At 47.9% G+C, this 19,974-nt stretch carries 19 protein-coding genes; 12 read left to right on the top strand and 7 right to left on the bottom strand.

Annotated features, from left to right (window positions below):
- Window position 1 precedes the first annotated feature (1 nt).
- The 7 genes from infA to rplQ are packed head-to-tail and all read left to right on the top strand — an operon-like array spanning window position 2 to window position 3,332.
- Window positions 2-220, top strand: a complete 219-nt coding sequence (infA, locus tag EHO61_RS00415) for a translation initiation factor IF-1 (RefSeq protein WP_010414515.1) — start codon at window positions 2-4, stop codon at window positions 218-220.
- Window positions 221-230: 10 nt separating this feature from the next.
- Entirely contained in the window at window positions 231-344 is a 114-nt protein-coding gene (gene rpmJ / locus EHO61_RS00410) for a 50S ribosomal protein L36 (protein WP_010414512.1), read from the top strand.
- Window positions 345-346: 2 nt separating this feature from the next.
- On the top strand, window positions 347-724 hold the full coding sequence (gene rpsM / locus EHO61_RS00405; RefSeq protein ID WP_135767691.1) for a 30S ribosomal protein S13: 378 nt from the start codon (window positions 347-349) through the stop codon (window positions 722-724).
- A 2-nt stretch (window positions 725-726) separates the two neighbouring features.
- The gene (gene rpsK / locus EHO61_RS00400; RefSeq protein ID WP_135767692.1) at window positions 727-1,134 is read left to right on the top strand and encodes a 30S ribosomal protein S11; all 408 of its coding nucleotides are present in this window, start codon (window positions 727-729) and stop codon (window positions 1,132-1,134) included.
- A gap of 12 nt (window positions 1,135-1,146) precedes the next feature.
- Window positions 1,147-1,770 carry a 30S ribosomal protein S4 gene (gene rpsD / locus EHO61_RS00395; protein ID WP_135811685.1) on the top strand — a complete coding sequence of 208 codons (624 nt, stop codon included), beginning with the start codon at window positions 1,147-1,149 and terminating at the stop codon, window positions 1,768-1,770.
- Between the two features lie 22 nt (window positions 1,771-1,792).
- On the top strand, window positions 1,793-2,770 hold the full coding sequence (locus tag EHO61_RS00390) for a DNA-directed RNA polymerase subunit alpha (protein WP_135767694.1): 978 nt from the start codon (window positions 1,793-1,795) through the stop codon (window positions 2,768-2,770).
- Between the two features lies 1 nt (window position 2,771).
- A complete protein-coding gene (gene rplQ, locus EHO61_RS00385) occupies window positions 2,772-3,332 on the top strand; it encodes a 50S ribosomal protein L17 (RefSeq protein WP_135811684.1) in 561 nt (186 codons plus the stop codon).
- 61 nt (window positions 3,333-3,393) lie between these two features.
- Here the strand turns inward: rplQ and EHO61_RS00380 are convergent, their stop codons facing one another.
- The 5 genes from EHO61_RS00380 to EHO61_RS00360 form a co-directional block, all read right to left on the bottom strand.
- Window positions 3,394-5,388 (bottom strand): PP2C family protein-serine/threonine phosphatase, encoded by a 1,995-nt coding sequence (locus EHO61_RS00380; protein ID WP_135811683.1) that lies wholly within the window; start codon window positions 5,386-5,388, stop codon window positions 3,394-3,396.
- Window positions 5,389-5,604: 216 nt separating this feature from the next.
- Window positions 5,605-7,665: a cellulase family glycosylhydrolase gene (locus EHO61_RS00375; RefSeq protein ID WP_135811682.1), complete on the bottom strand. Its 2,061-nt coding sequence runs from the start codon at window positions 7,663-7,665 to the stop codon at window positions 5,605-5,607.
- 233 nt (window positions 7,666-7,898) lie between these two features.
- Window positions 7,899-8,552, bottom strand: a complete 654-nt coding sequence (locus tag EHO61_RS00370) for a class II aldolase/adducin family protein (protein ID WP_135811681.1) — start codon at window positions 8,550-8,552, stop codon at window positions 7,899-7,901.
- Complete coding sequence (locus EHO61_RS00365) at window positions 8,549-9,205, bottom strand: class II aldolase/adducin family protein (RefSeq protein WP_135811680.1); 657 nt, start codon at window positions 9,203-9,205, stop codon at window positions 8,549-8,551. The genes EHO61_RS00370 and EHO61_RS00365 overlap by 4 nt, the downstream gene beginning before the upstream one ends.
- 25 nt (window positions 9,206-9,230) lie before the next feature.
- The gene (locus EHO61_RS00360) at window positions 9,231-10,706 is read right to left on the bottom strand and encodes an aspartate aminotransferase family protein (protein WP_135811814.1); all 1,476 of its coding nucleotides are present in this window, start codon (window positions 10,704-10,706) and stop codon (window positions 9,231-9,233) included.
- A 155-nt stretch (window positions 10,707-10,861) separates the two neighbouring features.
- Between EHO61_RS00360 and EHO61_RS00355 the strand changes: the two genes are divergently transcribed.
- On the top strand, window positions 10,862-11,512 hold the full coding sequence (locus EHO61_RS00355) for a TetR/AcrR family transcriptional regulator (RefSeq protein ID WP_135811813.1): 651 nt from the start codon (window positions 10,862-10,864) through the stop codon (window positions 11,510-11,512).
- Between the two features lie 42 nt (window positions 11,513-11,554).
- Here the strand turns inward: EHO61_RS00355 and EHO61_RS00350 are convergent, their stop codons facing one another.
- On the bottom strand, window positions 11,555-12,808 hold the full coding sequence (locus EHO61_RS00350) for an MFS transporter (protein ID WP_135811679.1): 1,254 nt from the start codon (window positions 12,806-12,808) through the stop codon (window positions 11,555-11,557).
- 401 nt (window positions 12,809-13,209) lie between these two features.
- Between EHO61_RS00350 and EHO61_RS00345 the strand changes: the two genes are divergently transcribed.
- The 3 genes from EHO61_RS00345 (at window position 13,210) to EHO61_RS00335 (ending at window position 16,722) form a co-directional block, all read left to right on the top strand.
- On the top strand, window positions 13,210-14,820 hold the full coding sequence (locus tag EHO61_RS00345; protein WP_135811678.1) for a xylulokinase: 1,611 nt from the start codon (window positions 13,210-13,212) through the stop codon (window positions 14,818-14,820).
- Window positions 14,821-14,920: 100 nt separating this feature from the next.
- Window positions 14,921-15,712 (top strand): alpha/beta hydrolase, encoded by a 792-nt coding sequence (locus EHO61_RS00340; RefSeq protein ID WP_135811677.1) that lies wholly within the window; start codon window positions 14,921-14,923, stop codon window positions 15,710-15,712.
- A 320-nt stretch (window positions 15,713-16,032) separates the two neighbouring features.
- Window positions 16,033-16,722, top strand: a complete 690-nt coding sequence (locus EHO61_RS00335; protein ID WP_135811676.1) for a TetR/AcrR family transcriptional regulator — start codon at window positions 16,033-16,035, stop codon at window positions 16,720-16,722.
- Window positions 16,723-16,735: 13 nt separating this feature from the next.
- On the opposite strand, the gene EHO61_RS00330 is transcribed toward EHO61_RS00335, so the two are convergent.
- Window positions 16,736-18,748: a 1-acyl-sn-glycerol-3-phosphate acyltransferase gene (locus EHO61_RS00330; protein ID WP_135811675.1), complete on the bottom strand. Its 2,013-nt coding sequence runs from the start codon at window positions 18,746-18,748 to the stop codon at window positions 16,736-16,738.
- A 219-nt stretch (window positions 18,749-18,967) separates the two neighbouring features.
- Here EHO61_RS00330 and EHO61_RS00325 point away from each other — a divergent pair, with 219 nt between their 5' ends.
- Window positions 18,968-19,960, top strand: coding sequence for an ATP phosphoribosyltransferase regulatory subunit (locus EHO61_RS00325; protein WP_167884771.1), 993 nt, complete (start codon window positions 18,968-18,970; stop codon window positions 19,958-19,960).
- Window positions 19,961-19,974 lie beyond the last annotated feature (14 nt).

Genomic DNA, 19,974 nt, shown 5'->3' with positions numbered 1-19,974 from the left:
CTTGGCAAAAGAAGAAGCTATCACCGTGGACGGAACGGTATTGGAACCGCTTCCGAACGCTATGTTCCGCGTTGAACTGGAAAACGGTCACAAGGTTTTGGCTCATATTTCCGGAAAAATGAGAATGCACTACATCAGGATCCTTCCCGGAGATAAGGTCACCGTGGAACTTTCCCCGTATGATTTGACCAAGGGTAGAATCACCTACCGTAAGAAATAGGACGAACGTTATGAAAGTAAGAACTTCCGTAAAAAAAATCTGCACGAGCTGCAAGATCATTAGAAGAAAAGGTGTGATTCGCGTGATTTGCACTAATCCTAAACACAAGCAAAGGCAAGCGTAACCATGGCACGTATCGCAGGAATCGATCTTCCGAGGGAAAAAAGAATCGTCGTCGGCTTGACCTATATTTTCGGTATAGGGCCTTCCACCTCCCGTAAAGTCCTGGCAAAAGCCGGCGTGGACCAAGCGGTCCGCGTAAAGGATCTTTCCGATACGCAAGAGGCGGCGATCAGAAAAGTGATCGAAGAATCCGTAAAAGTGGAAGGGGATCTTCGTTCGGAAAACCAACTGAACATCAAACGTTTGATGGATATCGGTTGTTATCGGGGACTGCGTCATAGAAAAGGACTTCCGGTTCGGGGACAAAGAACCCGTACCAATGCCCGTACTCGGAAAGGGGTCAAGAAGACCGTGGCCAACAAGAAAAAGGCGACTAAGTAATCATGGCTGAAGATAAAAAAGCAAAGAAAGATAAGAAAGTAAAGAAGAAGGAAAAAAAGGTAGTTCCTCGCGGTAAAGTGTACATCACCGCTTCCTTTAACAATACGATCATTACCATCACCGATTTGGCCGGGAATACGCTTTCCTGGTCCACAGCGGGAGCTATGGGTTTCCGCGGGTCCAAGAAGTCCACTCCGTATGCGGCTCAGATCGCAGCGGGAAATGCCGCAGAAAAAGCGATCGACGCAACCGGGTTAACCGAAGTCGACGTGCTGGTTTCCGGACCGGGGATCGGACGCGAATCCGCAATCCGTTCTCTCGTAGCGAGAGGTCTTTCTATTAAAATGATCAAGGACGTAACGCCCCTGCCCCATAACGGATGCCGTCCCCGTAAGAGAAGAAGGGTCTAAGGGAGGAAGAATATGGCAAGATATAGAGGTCCGGTCGTAAAACTGATGAGGAGAGAGGGGCTCAACCTCTTCCTCAAATCTAGCTATACTTTCAATCGGGATAAGTTCCACAAAAAGGGACCCCCGGGCATGCCGCCGAAAAGGAAACCAAAAATTTCCGAATATGGCGCGCAGTTGAGAGAAAAGCAAAAGTTGAAACGCGCTTACGGTTTGCTGGAAAAGCAGTTCCGTCGTTATTATGAAGAAGCATCGCACGCTCACGGAGTCACCGGCGAGATCCTTTTGCAACTTCTGGAAAGAAGATTGGATAACGTCGTTTATCGTTTGGGCTTTGCCGTAACGAGACGTCAGGCGCGGAATTTTATCTCCCACCAGCACATTCTCGTAAACGGGGAAAGGGTAGATATCCCTTCCTACAGATTGAACGCGGGGGATAAAGTGGAAATTCGTCCGAAATTCCACAAGTCCGGCTTTATCACGCAAAACATCCAGTTGGCCCAGTCTTTGAATGCGATTCCTTCTTGGTTGTCGGCCGACTTTATCAAGTTTTCGGGGGATGTTCTTTCCCTACCGGAGCGCCACCATGTGGATATTCCGGTGAAAGAACAGGTGATCGTGGAGTTGTACTCCAAGTAATAAAGGTACGAAGGTTTTCACATTGTCTCTTAAAAGCTTACTCAAAGGATTTAAACGTCCTAAAAAGATCGAATTCACTACGGAAGCGAATACCCCGAATTACGGGAAGTTCGTCGCGGAGCCGTTTGAACGCGGGTTTGCGACTACGATCGGAAACTCTCTACGTAGGACTCTCATGTCCTCAATCGAGGGTGCGGCGATTTCCGCCATTCGGATCGAAGGCGTCAACCATGAGTTCTCATACATCGAAGGAGTGGCTGAGGACGTAACCCGTATCATATTGAACCTAAAGCAGGTTCGGATTAAATACGAGCCGGAAGATAAGGACCAAAGCAAGGTCATCCATCTCGAACTGAAAGGCGCCGGATATTTTAGGGCCGGTGATCTGGCAGTGGATTCCTCCATCGAGATCATGAACCCTGATCTACACATCGCCACTCTGAACGAGGATGCGAATCTGGTCCTGGATCTGGAGATCCAACGCGGCCGGGGTTATGTTCCTGCGGAAGATAAGAAGAAGGATATCGAAGTTCTCGGGACGATCCCGATAGACTCCATTTTCTCTCCCGTTCAAAAAGTGATTTTCGAAATCTCCGAGACTCGTGTAGCCCAAAGATCCGATTACGAAAAACTCACGTTGGAAGTTTGGACCGACGGATCCATTTCTCCGGAAGATGCCGTTGCGCAAGCCGCTAAGATTTTGAAGGAACATTTGACCGTCTTCATCAATTTCGAAGAGGAACTCGAGGAAGAAGAGGACGAACTGGACGAAGCCGACGAAAAACTCAAGGCGTCTTTGTCCAAACACGTAGAGGAACTGGAACTTTCGGTCCGCTCGCTCAACGTGCTTCGTAGTTTAGAGATCGATTTTGTAGGCGATCTGGTCAAAAGATCCGAAGAAGAGATGTCAAAATCCAAGCATTATAGCGAACAAGCGCTGGGCGAGCTTAAGTCCAAACTCGCCGGTTTGGGTTTGTCTTTCGGAATGAGGGATTTCTGAAATGAATAAAAGAAATAAAGTAAAGCACCTGAACCGGGAAAAAGGTCACAGGGATGCTTTGATCAACAATATGATTACGAGCCTTTTTAAATACGAAAGGATCGAGTCGACTCAGGCAAAATTGAAAGTGGTACGTTCCCACGCGGAAAAGATCATCACCCGAGCCAAAAAAAACTTGGGAGATGTCGCTCCCGAAGTGAAGCTTCATAATAAAAGAGAAGTTTTAAAAAGAGTCAAAGACCGCAATATCGTGATCAAATTATTCGAAGATATCGCTGTTCGTTATGCGAATACGAACGGAGGGTATACTCGGATTCTGAAACTCGTGAATCGACCTTCAGATAATTCGGAAGTGGGAATTCTGGAACTTACCAACCGTAAGGATCGGCCGACCCTTCTGAAGGAAATCCGTGAAAAACGCGAAGTCGTTGCGGATGAGAAGAAGGCAAAAGCGGCTAAGGAAGCTCCTGCAAAAAAAGAAAAGGCTCCTAAAAAAGCTCCCGCTGAAAAAAAGAAGAGTGCAGCTCCGAAAAAGGCCGCCGCAAAACCAAAGAAAAAATAAAATCCCCTTTTAAGAGATGGGAGAGAGTGGGCCCCGGAAGTCGAAGAGACTCCGGGGTTTTTTATTGGAGGTTACCACCGTTCGTCCTTAGCAGATCCTCCAGCCTGCCTATCATGGCGTTGTTACCGTCTACTCCTTGCGCGATTTTTAATATGGATTTCGCTTTTTCAAGGTCGTTTAACAAACGATAACTATCGGCCAGATTGACCAGATTCGCGAGACGATGCGGCTGCGACTTTCGGACGGTCTCCGCCGCTTCCGCGGCTTTCTGGAAATCTTTCGTATGTTTATAGCATAAGGAAAGCAAGAACCATATACTATGGGATTCGGAATCGATGGATAGGTATTTTTCGAACCATTGAACGGCTTTGGGATAGTCCTTTACGTCGTAGTACATTCTGCCCAATAGTCTTGCCGGCTCTTTGAACGTCGGCGCGATCCCCCACGCTTCTTTTAACAATGCAGCGGCTTTATCCGTATCTCTTCTCTGAAGGCTTCTCCTTGCTTCGGAATACTTGCCGATCGCCAAGGCGTATTTAGGATGATCGGCGGAAACTTTCTCCTTGAATCCGATTCTGATAAGGGAGATATCGTCCGATATAATTCCCAGAGTATGCAAGCGATCGGCGATGCATTCCAAATCTCCTCCGTTTTCCTCTACGATCTTCGGAAATAGAGTTTCGTCTTCGTTCATCCTCCAATTGGTGCCGTCCTTCGATAGACTTATATCATCGCGGCCATCGGAGCCGATAAATATCACGTCTCCTTCCTCAAGGCTAGATTCCTGGACTTTGAATTTCGTTTCGATGGGAGAGCCCAATTTCCAAGTGGACGCCTCCGAGACTAGAAACGAGGCTTTGCCGTCCCGATAAAGAACGGGCCAGGGATGTTCCGCGTTGAAGAAAAGGATCTTTCCGCTCCTTTCCTGGATGAGACCTAAAATTACGGAGGCCATCATCATTCCGTCGAATGTCCTGAATATATCGTCCAATTCCCGGTGGGATTGACGAAGCCAATCCTCGGGGCTCATTTCTAAAATTCTTCCGTGGCTAGCGGAACGGGCCATGATGTTGTTCATCGCGGTGCCGAGAACGATCGCTCCTCCGGCTCCCTGCATGGATTTTCCCATCGCGTCTCCGTTTAGGAATGCGATCCATTTGTCCTTCTCCGATCCGAAGAGAAGGTTGCCAGTAATGCAAATGTCTCCGCCTAATTCCGATTCGCGGTTTTTGAATACGAACTTCTTTTTCTGTTCTATATAAAAGGCCGTGCTGACGTCGATGGAAGTGTTCCAGTTGGTGGTTAAGGGTTTACTGAGAAGGGAAGTCAAATAATAGTCCCCGTCCTGCTGTATTTTCAGCGCCTGGATTTCGTCCATTTTGCCAGTGACTTCCTTCGTTCTCTCTTTGACCTTCTCTTCCAAAGTGTTTGCATATTCCTCCTCGACGGCACCGATCAGGCGGAATATCACGATCACACTTCTCGTAATATAAGCCACGACGACGAGAAACACTAATTTCAGAGATTGCTCGGAAATGGAAGCGTAACCGGGGGATAGCACTTTGATCGGGTCTTCCGTGAATTCCACACCCATGAGTCCGCTGTTGAGAATCACGATCGCCTGACAGCTTGCGCAAATCGCGCCGATCCATATTACGAAATTCGGAGATAGTAAAAGTCCGGAATAAACGATGAAGATCATATTTATGGCATATAGTACGAGTTGACGAATCACGCCGGAAGACATGTCTCTGTCCGTCCAGGAGGCCACGAACATGGTAATTCCTAGGATGACGGCGTCGGCAGTGACGGAAGCCTTTCCGATATGGGAAGGAATGTTTCCCTGTTTGCGCAATGATAGCAAATTCCAAACCGCGAAGGCGGCCAATGTCATCGTTCCGAGCAGGTAAGCTATATTCTGCAAAAGGGAACTTTGCGCCCAAGAAGCGGCAAGAGAACCTAAAAACAGTATCACTAAGCCGAATCGGATTCTGTTAATCGTGATGGGTCCCGATGCGGCTATTTTGACCGTCAATAGTTCCTTTCTGTCTTCCATGTATTCGCTTAAGCTCCGGCGAAAAGTGTTCCTGGATAGTTAGCGAGCAGGGCGCGCCGTATGTCTATCAATTCGGAAATCCTAAAGTAAAATGAAGTCATGGAAAACGGTAGTATACTTTCCAATATAAGTAAAAAATAAGAATATTATAAATCGTCTAAATTTAAATCTTTCGACTCTCGTCCGGAAAACTTTTCCGCCTTCCGGACGATATTCTTATTCCGATGGATATCCGCTCGGAGTCATCTTCCCCGTCATATAAATCGGGCTTTGCTGGCCTCCGACGACCCTGTTTTTTAACCCACTCTGAATGTCGGCCAAGACGGCGTCCGAGTAGGACGTTCCCGCCGCGTCGATCGCAATCAGAAAATGCAGGGTGGAATCGGGATCTTCACCGTCGAGTAGATCGTCCCATAGGATTAACAGATTGCCAGAACCGCTGTCCCGATTCCTGTCCGGTATGAGGACGGCTTCTCCGTTTTCGCTTTGAATCGTGGAGGGAATCCCTTTGTTATAGATTCGCTTGTCGGAAATCAAAACGATATCCGATCCGGAGAAATGCGGCGGAAGAAATACTTCGGTGGGTGCGTCCGATTTTCTTCCTCTCCAAATCAGGATCGCGAATCTTCTATCCGAAAAGAAAACCGGGCCGGCCGGATCGGGGCGTATTCCTCCCCATTGAAACACGTTGTTCCAGGAATCGTATCCGACGGTATTATAATAGAAACTTAAGATGTTTCCCTGGGACTTTCTGGGGTAGGCACGTTGGATCGCATGATAATCCATGTTAAAGGTAGTGCCGTAGTCGGAAACGACGGAATAGTCCTCGCCGTTCCATGCGTCTTTCGAAGTGATCAATTTAGAGGGGTTTCCGTTCATGTATTCCCGGTGGTGATCGCGGTAGTAATCCCAATGCCATTCAGTACCGGATACCAGCGGGTTGTAAAGGTCAGCGTACCGACTTTTGACTTTCTGCTGTCCGTCCGAAATCTCCATAGCCTGATAAACGGCGCTGATCATTCTAGGAGTGTCCTTGGCGCCGATTCCTTTTATCCACATTCCGAATTCGCTTAAAAAAACCGGGATTTGGAGAAATCTGGATTCGTTGCGTATCTGGTCCAAATATGTGAAGTAAGTCGCGTTGTCGATTCCGGTCAGATCCGTGCTCATACGAGCCGCGTCATAAAAATGGGAATTAAAAACGAATCCTTCGCCGGGCAAGGTGGTCAAATGGCCTCCTCCTGTTGCAGAGACGATTCCCGCGTTTGTGTTCCAAAAAACCAAAGGTTCCGCGTAGACCCATTTCGAATCCCAACCGACTTGGTTCATTTTCTGTCTGACCTTATAGTAAAAAGGCCAGAGCTTTTGGTTGTCCCATTGGGCAGGCGTAAGTCCTTCCATTCCTCCGTCCACCGGTTCGTTGAAAGGATCGATTCCCAGAACGTATTCGAACTCCGCGTCGGTAAGGTTCTTTTTCAGATAGGAGGCCGCCTCGCCGAGTTGCCAGACGAACTCCTCTTGTGTGTTGCGGATTCCCGCCGTCGTGTTTAGGGTTTTGTCGTTCCAGAAATTTCGGAACGCCAAACGAATCGCTTCGTTTGTAAGATTGTTTTGGCTCCAGGTCGCGCAGATGATTCCGCAATATTCCGTAGGGTAGGAATTCGCCGAGATGATCCATGCCGGGGCTCCGTTGCCGGTGTACCAGGAATTCCGATTGAACAGATTGCGAGAGAAGAGGTCCTGATGAAAATCGATCAGAACGTACATTCTCTTTCCGATCGCGATCCGCATCTGTGCGATTACGGCGTCCAGATAGGAATAGTCGATCGTATCCACCGACGTATGGACTCCTTCCCAACTGATCAGGAAGCGGATCATATTCGTTCCGGTAGTTTGGGCCAGTCGAGTAAACCCGACCTCCGCGTCCGCAGTGTTCTGAAACGGTTTAAAGCCGTGCTCGGCCAATTTCGCATTTCCGGATATGTTAAAACCTCGGAAATACGCCTCACGCCCGAGACCGTCCAAAAAAATCCGATCCGTGATTCCGTTGAAAGTCTTTTGACCGATCTGAATCATCCGTTCGGATTCCGTATCCGCATAATCCAGGGAGTGCGGGCTTTGTAAGAGAGAGTAGGTTTGTGATCCGGATCGCGCCCCCAAGGAAAGTGCCGAGGTCCAGGGCCAAAAGGCGGCTTCCGGCGAGCCTGATTGCCCGGGTTTACAGCTCGCAAAACATTGCAGGCCGACGAGGATGATATATATTGGGATTCTCTTCATGAAAGGGACGATACTCTTCTTTCATTGAAAGCAATTCCAAATTCGGTTTTTGCGAAAACCGAAGGAGAAAAGGGATTCGATTATTTTATAATAGTTTCATTATATATAAGAATCTAAGAATCTTAAAAAGAGATTATAATTGTGGGCGCACTCGGGAACTTATCTCCGTCTTATATTTTCGGGAGAAAAAGCGGGTCTTGCAAACTCCGCTTTTCGAGCGGTTTACGAAAGAATTATCGATTCTTTTCCGCCTGCTTGGAATATTTTCTTTGGTATACGAAACGGATCACTTCCGCTTCCAACCAGGGCACCGGTTTTCCCCCGCCTAGAATCCTGGAATCGACGTACGCTTTGCAGGTTTTTTCCAAAACTTGGCAGACTGAGTGCACGTCGTCTATGCTTCCGTGCGCGCAAAGCGCCCCTGCGTTCTTAAGAAGTACCGCATTTCTTCTCTTAATGGCGGATACTAATGTGGCCGAGGCTTTCCGGTCGGAACCCAATTGGACGACCTTCGCATTCGGACCCACGATCTGAGCCATATCATCCAACAAAGGTCGGACCGTCGTTCCCGCCATGGAGCAAGTCATTATGTTTTCCTGAGTAGAATGAACGATTACGTTCCATTCGGGGTGTTCCAAGTAGAGAGCTATGTGAGCCACGGACTCTTCCGGTACGTCCCGGGGAAAAATCTGATCCGCCTGCAACGGTAGTTCCAGTAATCCGTTCTTATTTTTTTTTCCTAATGCTTTCAGGTCGCTCTTCTTCGGGGTAATCCAGACGCTGCGTCCGATTTTGACGCTGGCACATCCGTCCGGTTTTAAAATTCCTTCCTGAACCAATCTGGGAAGAAATGCCTGTAATTCGATCGGGCTCTGGGGAATTTTCATGCGTTTGTTCGGACTCCATAATTTTGGACGTACCATTCCCTGACTGCATTTGTTCCCGCGCTTTTCATCCCGGATATTTTGACGAATTCCTGATCCACGAATTTCTTACAAACCCGTTCCAGAGACATGGCCACGTCGAACGCGTCCGCCATATCCTTTCCGATACATAACGTCCCGTGGTTTGCGAGTAAAACCGCTTTGCTTCCGGATCGGTCCAAAGCTTGGATCGCCATTTTGATGAGCTTCTTTGTTCCCGGTAAGGAATAAGAGGTGCAAAGTACGGGACCGCCTATGATTTTTTTCATCTCCGGATCCAGAACCGGGACCTCTCTTCTGGCAGCGGCTACGACGGAAGCCTGCAATTGGTGGGTATGAATCACTGCGCCGATATCGGACCTGAGTTCGTATGCCGCCGCATGGAGTCCCTTTTCATAAGAAGGTTTGATCCTTCCGATATGAGTTAGGTCGTGCCGATTCACTTGTACCATTTCGTCCGGCCTCAAGTCTTCATACGTTCTTCCCGTAGGGGTGATTATGAAATAATCCTCGTCGATGCGCTGGCTGATATTTCCCCAGCTTCTCGCGATCAATCCCGCCTTTAACAATCGTATTCCCGCGTCCCGGACCAGCAATTTAGCCTTATCGATATCCATATTTCCCTCCAAACGATCCGATTCCCTATATCGCGGAAACACCTTCCACTTTTTGGAATACGCGATCGAATCTTTTTAAAGCGTCGTCTATCACCGCATCAGTATCGGATGCGCTGGTGTATAATCTGCTTCCCGCAAGAGTCACCAAGCCTTCGGCCATATAAGCGGCTCCCATTTCTTCCATGGCTTTTTTCCGTAGATGTGCTTCGTGGATCGTACGTTTGATTTTCCAGAATTTCTTAATGTCGATTTCCAGAAGCATGGTGCCTACCGTTTCCAAATGACAGATGGATCCCTGGTTAAAAGCCACAAAGGGGAGGTCGTATTTTTGAATCAATTTTTTCAGACCTGCCGTGATTCTATCTCCGGCTTTCCCCGCTTTTTCGCAGGCTTTTTGCTTTTCGATCTCCACAAGCGTATAATATCCTGCGGCGGAACTGAGAGGATTCGCGGCCATGGTGCCGCCGATCAAGGCTTTCTTCATACCTGTTTGGATTCCTGCAGATAGGTATTTCATATATTCCCGTTTTCCACCTAGTCCTCCCGCGGACGGATATCCTCCGGCGACGACTTTTCCGAATACGGTCAGGTCGGGACTGATTCCGAAGTATCCCTGGGCGCCGCTCATTCCTATCCTAAATGCGGTCACCACCTCGTCGAATACGAGAAGCGCTCCGTATTTGTCGCAAAGTTCCCGGACTCCCTTGTTAAAATCCATGTCGAGAGGTCGGGTCCCGCTTTCGGGGCCCACAGGTTCGATAAGAACGGCGGCAGTGCCTCCTCTCCAGCGGTTCCTTTTGAGAACGCTTTCCAAGGAATTCAGATCGTTGGGATAAAACTCCTGAGTATATTTGAAGACGTGTTTCGGAATTCCATGGGCTTCGAAATGCCGCGTCCCGGGGATGCGGATTCCGTATGCGAGTTGGTCGCTCCAACCATGGTACGCTCCTCCCATCTTGACTACGTTTTTCTTCTTCGTCGCTAGACGCGCCACCCGGATCGCCGCCATGCATGCTTCGGTACCCGAACCTAACATGCGGAACATCTGAACGGAAGGCATGTGCTCCACGATTTTTTCCGCGAGCCTGAGTTCGTATTCGTGAAATAGACCGGTGACCGGTCCGGTGTCTTTTAACAATTGCACCACTTTTTCACGGACCTTTTTCGGATTACTTCCTAGAACCGTAGGACCACCGCCTTGTAGGAAATCTATGTATTTGTTTCCGTCCAGATCGTGCAAATAAGCTCCTTCCGCTTTCGTGAATACGAGAGGGAAGGGAAAATTAAAGGCGAGGTTGTGTTGTACTCCTCCAGGAATGAATTCGGACGCTTCCTGAATCATCGCCTTGGACTTTACGCATTTCTTTTCATAATAATTGTCTAAATAATCCTGCAAATGGTCCTTGCGAATCGAACGTATCGGTAGCCCGATCAGTTTCCTTAATTGTCGATACACTTCCTGCGTATCGGGATATTTGGTGATCGCATAACCGGTGGCCATTTTCCTCTCCATGGATCGAGAATTCTACTTGACAGTGAGTGAGCAATCACTCACTGTCAAGTAGAAAAACAATCTTCTTTAAAAATCCGGAAATCGGAATTTTTATTGAGTTCCGCTTTTGCACAGTGGGGGAGTTTCCTAAATTGGCCGCATCTATGCCCAAATATTATAGCGAGACGTTCGAACGGATTCCAGAAGAAAAGAGAAATCGGATTTTGTCCGTAGCGATCACGGAATTCGCAAACCGAGGCTTTAACAACGCGAACACGAATGTGATCGCTCAAAAAGCCGGAATCAGCGTAGGCTCCCTGTTCAAGTATTTCGATACCAAGGAGGATTTCTTTCTCACCGCGGTCGGACACGGTATCAATCAGTTGGAAAAGACCTTGGAGACAGTTTTGACCGAACAAAACGATCTGTTCGGCAAAATAGAAAGCATTCTCCGGATCATCCAAACACACTCCCGCGAAAATCAGGATATTATCAGATTGTACAACGAAATGACTTCGGAGGGGAATTCCGATCTGATACGGAAATTATCCTCGGAGCTGGAAACAATCTCCGCAAAGGTCTATACGTCCTTGCTGAAAAACGCGAAAAAGCAAGGAGTCGTGAGCAAGGAGGTCGACGAAAGGATTTTCGCATTCTGCCTGGATAATCTGTTTATGACTCTCCAGTTCTCCTACGCAACGGAATATTATAAAGAAAGAATGAGGATTTATCTTGGAGACGCGATGATCGGGAACGACGAGAAGATCGTCCAGGGGCTGATGAAATTCATCCGTAGGGCCTTGGCCAAGGACTGACGTTCCCGGTGAAACGGTCGTTCCCGTCGTTCCTTCCGCCGATTATTTGTGGAGGGCGGCCGCCGTGTTTTTTACCGCATTCGATTCCATCATCGGAGATTCCTTTAGGAAGAAGGATAAAATCGCGTTTAAAACCGATAGGACGATGAAGACCCTCATGAACTCTTCGCTGCCCAACGTATTGATTCCCACGATGAATGCGATTCCGGAGATTTGTCCGATCAGTAGCAGAATTCCCTGAGAAGAGGATTCCGGCGCGGGGGAAGTGATTTCGGCACAGTATTGGAATCCGATGGGAGCTCCCGCTCCGAGCAGAAAGAATCCTATCAAAAAAGATCCCGCCAACAAAAGGGAATAGTCTTTTGCGAACGCAAGTAAAAGGATTCCCGGAAGAAAACCTAGCATGGCCAAGACCAAGAAGGGGCGTCGTTTTCCGATTGCATCCGATACGGGAGGAAACACTACGCCTCCCGCGATTCCGGAGATGAGGAGTATTCCTCCGACGATCCCGGTTTGTTCCATGGTGAGTCCTTTCTTTTCGCAGATCTGATCGATACAGGTGCTCAAAGCATTAAAAATTCCTAAACCGATAAAAAATAACAGTAACGCTTTTTGCATTTCTCTCCGGCTCAGGATATGTTTGAGTCCCTGGAATACCTGGATTTTGGAATCTTCTCCGTTTACGCTAGGAGATGAGGGAGGTTTTTCCCGAAAGAATAGGAGAAAAAGCGCGGCTCCGGCCAGCGAGAGGATCCCGTAGGTCATGACGGTTTGCGGAATTTTTGATGGATCCGGTTCCTCTCCGCCGATCAGCAGTGGGGTTCCGATCATGACCGCAATGATCCCCAAAAATTGCGCCAAGGTTCCGATTGCTACCGCAGTGGCCCTTTCCTTGAGAGGAAACCAGAGGACGCTGACTTTGGTCACCGCATTGATGATGAAAGGCTGCGCGATCGCTAAGCCGATTTGGCAGAAGATTACGAAGGAATAATCGGAGGCCAACAATCCTTTTAGGAATCCTAGGCTGCCAGCCAGGAACGCACCGATTCCGACTCCGACCCTGGTTCCGTACGTGTCGATGACGTACGACGCGGGTATGGCCATCACGATGAAGACACCTAGGAAGATCATGGAGAGGAGATCTATCTCGAAGGAACCGACGCCGTAAAACTGTTTCGCCTCTCTTGCGATCGGAGCAAAAGTCAACCATTGGATTTGGATGATCGCTGTGATTAAGGAATAGAGAGCTAGAATCACCCATCGATATCCGTATGACTTAATGCGATTGTCTTCCATTGACTTCCCCGTTAAAAGTATCCATCGTTTCGCCGTCGCTTTCGAGTTTTACGTTCATCCTTTTTCGGGAAAAGCGATGCAAATCGGATCTTCGATCTTTCTTAGACAAGGATCTTAGTTTTCTTTCCTCTTCCAAGCAATTTACGATTCTTAGTCCGAATTCGCAAAACCGTTCCGTGTATGATGAAAGCTTCTTCTTTGCGGGATGTAAGAGATATATAAGTGAAGTGTAATTTTCTTTTCCGTTTAAAAAGAGTTCTTTCTACGAAATCCTTTCGGTTCTTTTCTGTCGGAGAAATCCGGATAAAAGAAAAATGATTGCTCTTTGCCCCTCGTTCTTTTGCATGTGAGTCATTGCTCACTTGTAGTCGAGTGGGCTTTGGGCCGGGGAAAACAAACGAATGGTAAAAGATTCTTCCACTCTTCATATTCTGACGTACGACGTAGGTACAACCGGAATTAAAACCTGTCTGTTCGAGGTCTCCGAAAAATTGAGACTATTGCATTCCGTCGGAGCGGAATACGATTTAACGATTCTGGAAGACGGAGGCGTCGAGCAGGACGTGTCCGATTGGTGGAGAGCGATGTGCGACACGACCCGAAGGTTGCTTGCCGATTTGAAATGGGAAAAAGGAAAGATCGACGGTGTTTCGTTTTGCTCGCAGATGCAGGGTTTAATTCTCGTCGATAAGCAACTGAATCCGGTCCGACCTGCGATGAGTTATATGGATCGTAGGGCCAAGGAGGAGATGCGGAAAGGAATCGAAAACGGTTTTAAAATCGAAGGGTTAAACGCATTCAAGCTGCTTCGATCCTTGCAGGTGGCGGGTGCCGTCGCCGCGAGCGTCAAAGATCCTCTCTGGAAATACAAATGGGTGGAAGCGAAGGAGCCGCAAGTATTTCGAAACGTATATAAGTGGCTGGACGTGAAGGAATATCTCATCGCGAGAAGTTCGGGGAGAGCGATCATGACGCCCGACTCCGCTTTTGCTACGTTTTTATTCGATTCCAGACCCGGCAAAGGACATTGGCACAAAGGCCTTTGCAAAATGTTCGGAGTAAATCCGGACCATTTGCCGGAGGTCGTGCCTTCCACAATGAAAGTAGGAGGGCTGACGGCCTTAGCCGCGGGGGACCTAGGGCTAACGGAAGGAATTCCAGTTTTCGGAGGAGGAGGAGACGCCTCTCTGATCGGAATCGGTGCAGGCGCGGTGGAGGAAGGGGACACTCACATTTACTCCGGGACTTCCGGCTGGGTTTCCACGGTGACTAAAAAGAGAAAAGTGGATATTTCCGCACGAATCGCTTCCATCGTAGGAGCGCGTCCGGGTTATTATAATTATTTCGGAGAGCAGGAAACGTCGGGAAAATGTCTGCAATGGGTCAAGGATCACCTGGCCCTGGATGAGATCGGGGTTTATCTGGAAAAGAAGAAGGTCACGGAAGGTACGGAAGCGATCTACGAAAGTCTGTTCGAGTTGCTCTTCGAATCCATTCGGGATACTCCTGCGGGAAGCGAAGGGGTCATTTTCACTCCTTGGCTTCACGGGAATCGCTGTCCTTTCGAGGATCCTTTGGCAAAGGGAATCTTTTTCAATATCGGACTGAATACCGGCAAAAGGATGATGATTCGATCGGTAATAGAAGGGATCGCGTTTCACAAAAGATGGATCCTGGAATTGTCCGAAAAGAAAATCCCCGCCTCGAAAACCCTGCGCTTTGTGGGCGGTGTGGCCCGTTCTCCCATCGTTTGTCAGATCCTCTCGGACGTTACGGGTAGAAAGATCGAAACCACGGAGCACCCGCAGAATGCCGGGGCCACCGGCGCCGCGGCAGTAGCGGCATTGGGTTTGGGGAAAATTTCCGATTTTTCGCAGATCCGGGATTTGATTCCGGTTCGGACGAGCTTTGAACCGAATCCGAGCACCAAGGCCGTATACCAGAGAAATTTCGAAGTATTCTGCAAGTTGTACGAATCCAATCGGGATCATTTTGCCAAATTGAACGGATGAAAGAAAGGATACTTCGACAAATCCCCGTTTTGCGCTTGGATTGACTTGTACGAGGCGATATGCGATTCTTCTACCTCAAATCAAACCCCAAAGAGGTCTTATGAAGATTCACACGATTGTTCGACGTCCCACTAAAAAATCCAAGCATAAGACCCCTCTTTTGTTCGTCCATGGCGCTTGGCACGGAGCCTGGTGTTGGGATGAATTTTTTCTGCCGTATTTCGCTTCTAAGGGTTTCGAAGTGCATGCCTTGGATCTTCGTGGACACGGGCAAAGCGAAGGCAAAAAGGGCATTCGGTTCCATCGCATTTCGGATTACGTGTCCGATTTGACGGAAGTGATCCAAGCGTTTTCCGTTCCTCCGATTTTAATCGGCCATTCTATGGGGGGGTTGGTCGTACAGAAATATTTAGAGAAGAAGAACGTAAAAGGCGCCGTATTGATGGCGTCCGTTCCTCCCTCCGGTGTCTTAGCCACTACTTTACGGGTCGCTCGGAGGCATCCGTTCGTATTCTTAAAGACGACGCTTTCTTGGAGTCTTTATAATGTGATTTCCACTCCTTCCTTATGCAAAGAAGCGTTCTTTTCGGAACCGATCCAGAATAACGCGTTACAGAAATACTTCCAGAATATGCAGGAGGAATCGTTTCTCGGCTATTTGGATATGATGGTTTTCGAGTTACCGAAACCGAAAAAGGTGAAAACTTCGGTTCTGGTACTCGGAGCGGAAAAAGATTCCATCTTTTCCGTAGAACAAGTCCGGGCGACAGCTAAAGCGTACGGGACTGAAGCTGAGATTTTTCCCGGTATGGGCCATGATATGATGCTCGAAGCGGATTGGAAAAAACCTGCGGATCGAATTCTCACTTGGGTGACTTCCCTCGGCGCTTAATCAAACCTAGATCATGTTCATATTTCCATCGGAAACGTCGCTCGCCTTTGTAGTATACGATATAAAGCGGGCGTCTTCGGCTTCGACTAATCATAGTTAGGGATAAAACAATTCCGAGACAGAATAATCATTCATTTTCTTTAAAAGAGCATGCTCTTTTGAATGTGAACATTCTGCGAAAAATTCGTGTTAAACTATGACAGCAATTTCTGTTCCTCAACGGATAGATTTCGAACAGAGCGTTCAATGAAATTCTATTAAAAAGATTTGAACTCTAAAGCGGTGGAAACTAAATCGTAGGAAGAGTCACTTCCGATCGCATGAAAAGAGAAGAACAATCCAATAAAGTCAGAGCTAAAATATTAGAAGTCTCTCGCAGACTGTTCGTTAATGAAGGTTATGAAAAGGCGACTATCAGAAGAATCATAGACGAAGCCGGAATTACGACAGGTAGTCTTTATCACTTTTTTAAAAATAAGGAAGAGATACTATTTGCGATCGCGAGCGAGGTTTTTACGGAAGCGGCCGAGGCTGCGGAGCGTCTTGCAGAGGAACCGGATTCCGCCGTACTCTTTGCCCTAGAAGTAGGTTTGCAATTGCATTTGATCCAAAAGAAAAAGTCCATTGCGGAAACGTATCTTGCGGCTTACCGGACCCAAGGGGTTCTTGAGATGATCGGCCAGAGGGGAGCGGCGCGGAATGCAATGCTCTTCGGTAAATACAATCCTGCATTCGATCACGAGGAATATCTGATCCGCACTCACGCTTTTCGGGGAGTGTTCCAGGCTTTATTGGAAGAAACCCTCTACATCGGAACCATAGACGCAAATCGATTGATGAACACTGCGCTGTATTTAGGGCTAACAACGTTCGGTGTGCCGAAAGAGGATATAGAGATCGCCCTCGCAAAAACCAAGCGGATCCTGACGGAAAAAGCGGAAGAAATCGAGACTTTGACCGAAAACCTGATTCATTTGTTTGTCAAAGGAAGGCAAGCCTCGGAGGAATGACCTCTTCTTTTCTTTATACTCTGGACAGTCGGTTTTCCATCATTTCCGCGACTTTGCGTACGTCTTTTTTGTTGATCACCGCCTCATAAGCGGCGTACATGATCGGAACTTCTTCCGGATCGATTTTCATCAGGTTCGGCATCACTTTCAATCCGTAGAAACCGTTGGACATCTTCTCCGAAGGACGCCCGTTCGCGATATCGTAACCCGTTTTTCTGTCCTTTGCATCCGTTCCGAAACAGGAAAGCATAAAGTCGGTCAATCCAGAAAGTCCTTGAAAGGTTTCCGGTCTTCCACCCATCTGAACGCCTACCTTCACCATCTCGTTAAAGAACCGATTGGAAAGGTGAAAGAGGGAATTGTCCACGTTTCCGCCCAGGGTTTGGTTGAAGTAACCTTCCACGATCCCCATTACGAGAGCGTAAATCGTTTTTAGGGCGCCGCCTAGTTGGACTCCTTTGTAATCCGTAGGAACGATCGCCGGCCTTGGAAAGATATAACCGGTGGTCAAAAGTTTTTGGACTCTCGGAATCAGACTTTCGTTTGCGGCCGCGATTTCGAATCCGGAAATTTTCCTCTCCATGATTTGGTCCGGATAGGAAGCTCCCGAGATGACCCCGATACGATCGTCTTCGATTCCCAGAGCCTGCTGTAGGTCGTCGAGAATCAATCCCGAGCTGGTAAAACCTTTGACCACGTTAAAGAAAGGAGCCTTATTTTTCATCAAATGGGTCTGCAATTCCGGATAAACGGTATGGATTTCCCACGGATTCGTTCCCTGGATGAATAGGGTCGCGTCTTTCAACGCCTCCGGGTCGGAAGTAAAAGTAAGGTTTGGGGGAAGTTTGTACAAGGAGTAGTTTTTGAGATCCCTTCTTTCCTCGTTGGACTGAAGGGTATAAGAAGCGTCCGGGTGATACACCTGCACCAACACATCCTTGTTTGCGAGGATCGTAGCAATCGCTATCCCCATGCTGCTATTCCCGATGATTACGATTTTTTCTTTCGGTTCCTTGGGAATTCGTATCAGTTTGTTTTGGTCCCTTGCATCCGCACTGTACAAATTACGATAAATTCCGTGTTGGTGCTTATTCAGGTTCTGTCCGACAAGAAGAGCCAGATTATCGATCAGAAACTGTTTTTTGTCTCCGTGTTCGGGAAAGGGAAGATGTTCTATGTGTTTCGGAAAGGATTCCATTTGTTTTCGGGAAAGTTCCCCGACCAAAACGGGTTTTCCGATGACTAGCTTTCCCGCTACCTGGTTGAAGAGTAAACTGGTGGTAGGTAGGATTTTGTCCGTTTTTTCCAAGGAAATGGGGAGAACCACTTTGTTCGCAACATAGTGGTATACCGTGTCCACAAAAGGCATCAGTCGGCCGTCCCTAGATCTGGTTCCCTCCGGAAAAATGGCTACGATCTTTCCCTCGCTTTGCAGTTTTTGGGAATGGCGAAAGGCGCGCATGTTAATCTTGGTCATCAGATCGGATAAGCTGGGGTTGTCGGCCATGTCCCGTTTGGAACAAACGAGAAGCGTCCCGAACATGTACAATCCGAGTCTGGTAAAATCCGGTTCGTAGGCTAGGCGCCCTGCAATGAATACGAGTTGTTCCGCTACGGAGCGGCCTTCCGGAGAAGCGTGGTAAAGAAGCTGAAAGATCGCAGGAGCATCCAAGTGACTAAGATGATTGGAAATCAAAGTAAGAGGGTATTTTCCGATCAAGGGTTTTAGGACGGCGAGATTTTCGATCCCTTCCACGGTAAAGAATTTCATGATGGGCGAAAGGAATTCGATCATGAAATTCCGAGCTTTTTCCTCGGGTGCCGTGTACACTCCCACCTGTTCCAGGGAGTTCGGATCTTTGAAGACGTCCATAGCAGGAGGCATAGGCGTTACGGAGGAAAGGTATAAAAATTTCTGGAGGATTTTTTTGGCTTCCTCCTCGGTCATCCCGGAACGCTTGAATAGATGAATATTTTCGAAGAATTCCTTTTGCCATCTTCCTACGGATTGTTCTTTTTCGGCCATAATACGAATCCTTTATTTTGAATTTGCGGTTGATCGAGGTTCGGATCGGATTTTTCCGGAGTGAATCCCTTCTGTACGGATCGCAGGGCGGTATACCGAATTTTCCGGAGAATACTTTCTACTTCCGGAACACGGATTGTCATTCTATTTTTTTGGGAAAAACGATTTGAATTCTACCTTAGCCATTTCGAACTGTATTTTGGGGCTCCGCAAAATCCGATGACACATAATCCTCCCGAGTTTAGCGAAAAGAAATGGATCCCGGACGGGTTTCATTTTCTCGGCCCGGACGAAAGTTTGGAACGTAGGGATTTACTGAACAGGATTTGCGAAAGACTGAGAGCTTTCGGATATTCTGAAGTATTTCTTCCTTCTTTCGATTATTCTTCTTCGTTTTTACTTACCGTTTCCGAGGAAGATTCCAGCGCATTGTACAGATTTCGCGATTCCGGAGGCAGGGAAATCTCTCCGAGCATGGACCTTACGGTGCAGGCCGTCAAAGGAATGGCGGGTTTTTCGCACCACAAAGAAAACCAACGGATCTTTTATCAGGGAAAAATATTCCGGGATTACGGGAGGGGGAGCGGTACCAGAAAGGAAGTTCTCCAGATCGGAGCTGAAAATTTAGGAGGCTCCGGTCCTTCCGCCATCCTTCGGATTTTGGACGAGGTCGGTTTTCTTTTCGAGGAATTGTCCCTTTCCTCGCCGTTGACTCTCGTTTTAGGAAACGTGAATCTTTTCCGTTCCTTGGTGGATTCCGTAGGTCTTTCCGTCTCGGCGCAAAGACAGCTTTCCTTTCTATTGTACAAAAAGAATCTTCCAGAAATCCGTTCCTTTTTGGGTTCGGGCCGGGGCAAGGAAATCGTGCCGATTTTGGAATCCTTGTGTCTGGGATTTTCCAGGACGATCGAGGATCCGGTCCGTTCTATTTCCGGTTCGAACCTGCCGCAGGAATTCCGCAAAGTTTTGTCGGAAACCAAGGAAATTCTTTCTTCCGCAAAGAGTTATAAAAACGTGCAGTATTGTTTGGATTTTACCCTCATCCCCGACCTAGAATATTATACGGGTTTCGTATTTCAGGGATATCTGTCGGGTATATCCGGACCCGTGGTTACCGGCGGCTCGTACGACCGTCTCTACGAATTGTTTTCCGGAATCCAGAAGGACGCGTGCGGATATGCGATCGACGTAAACGGACTGGAAAGCGTCTAATGACAGCGCTAAAA

The organism is Leptospira fluminis, assembly GCF_004771275.1.
Classification (GTDB): domain Bacteria; phylum Spirochaetota; class Leptospiria; order Leptospirales; family Leptospiraceae; genus Leptospira_B; species Leptospira_B fluminis.
This window is presented reverse-complemented; position numbering and strand designations above follow the sequence as displayed.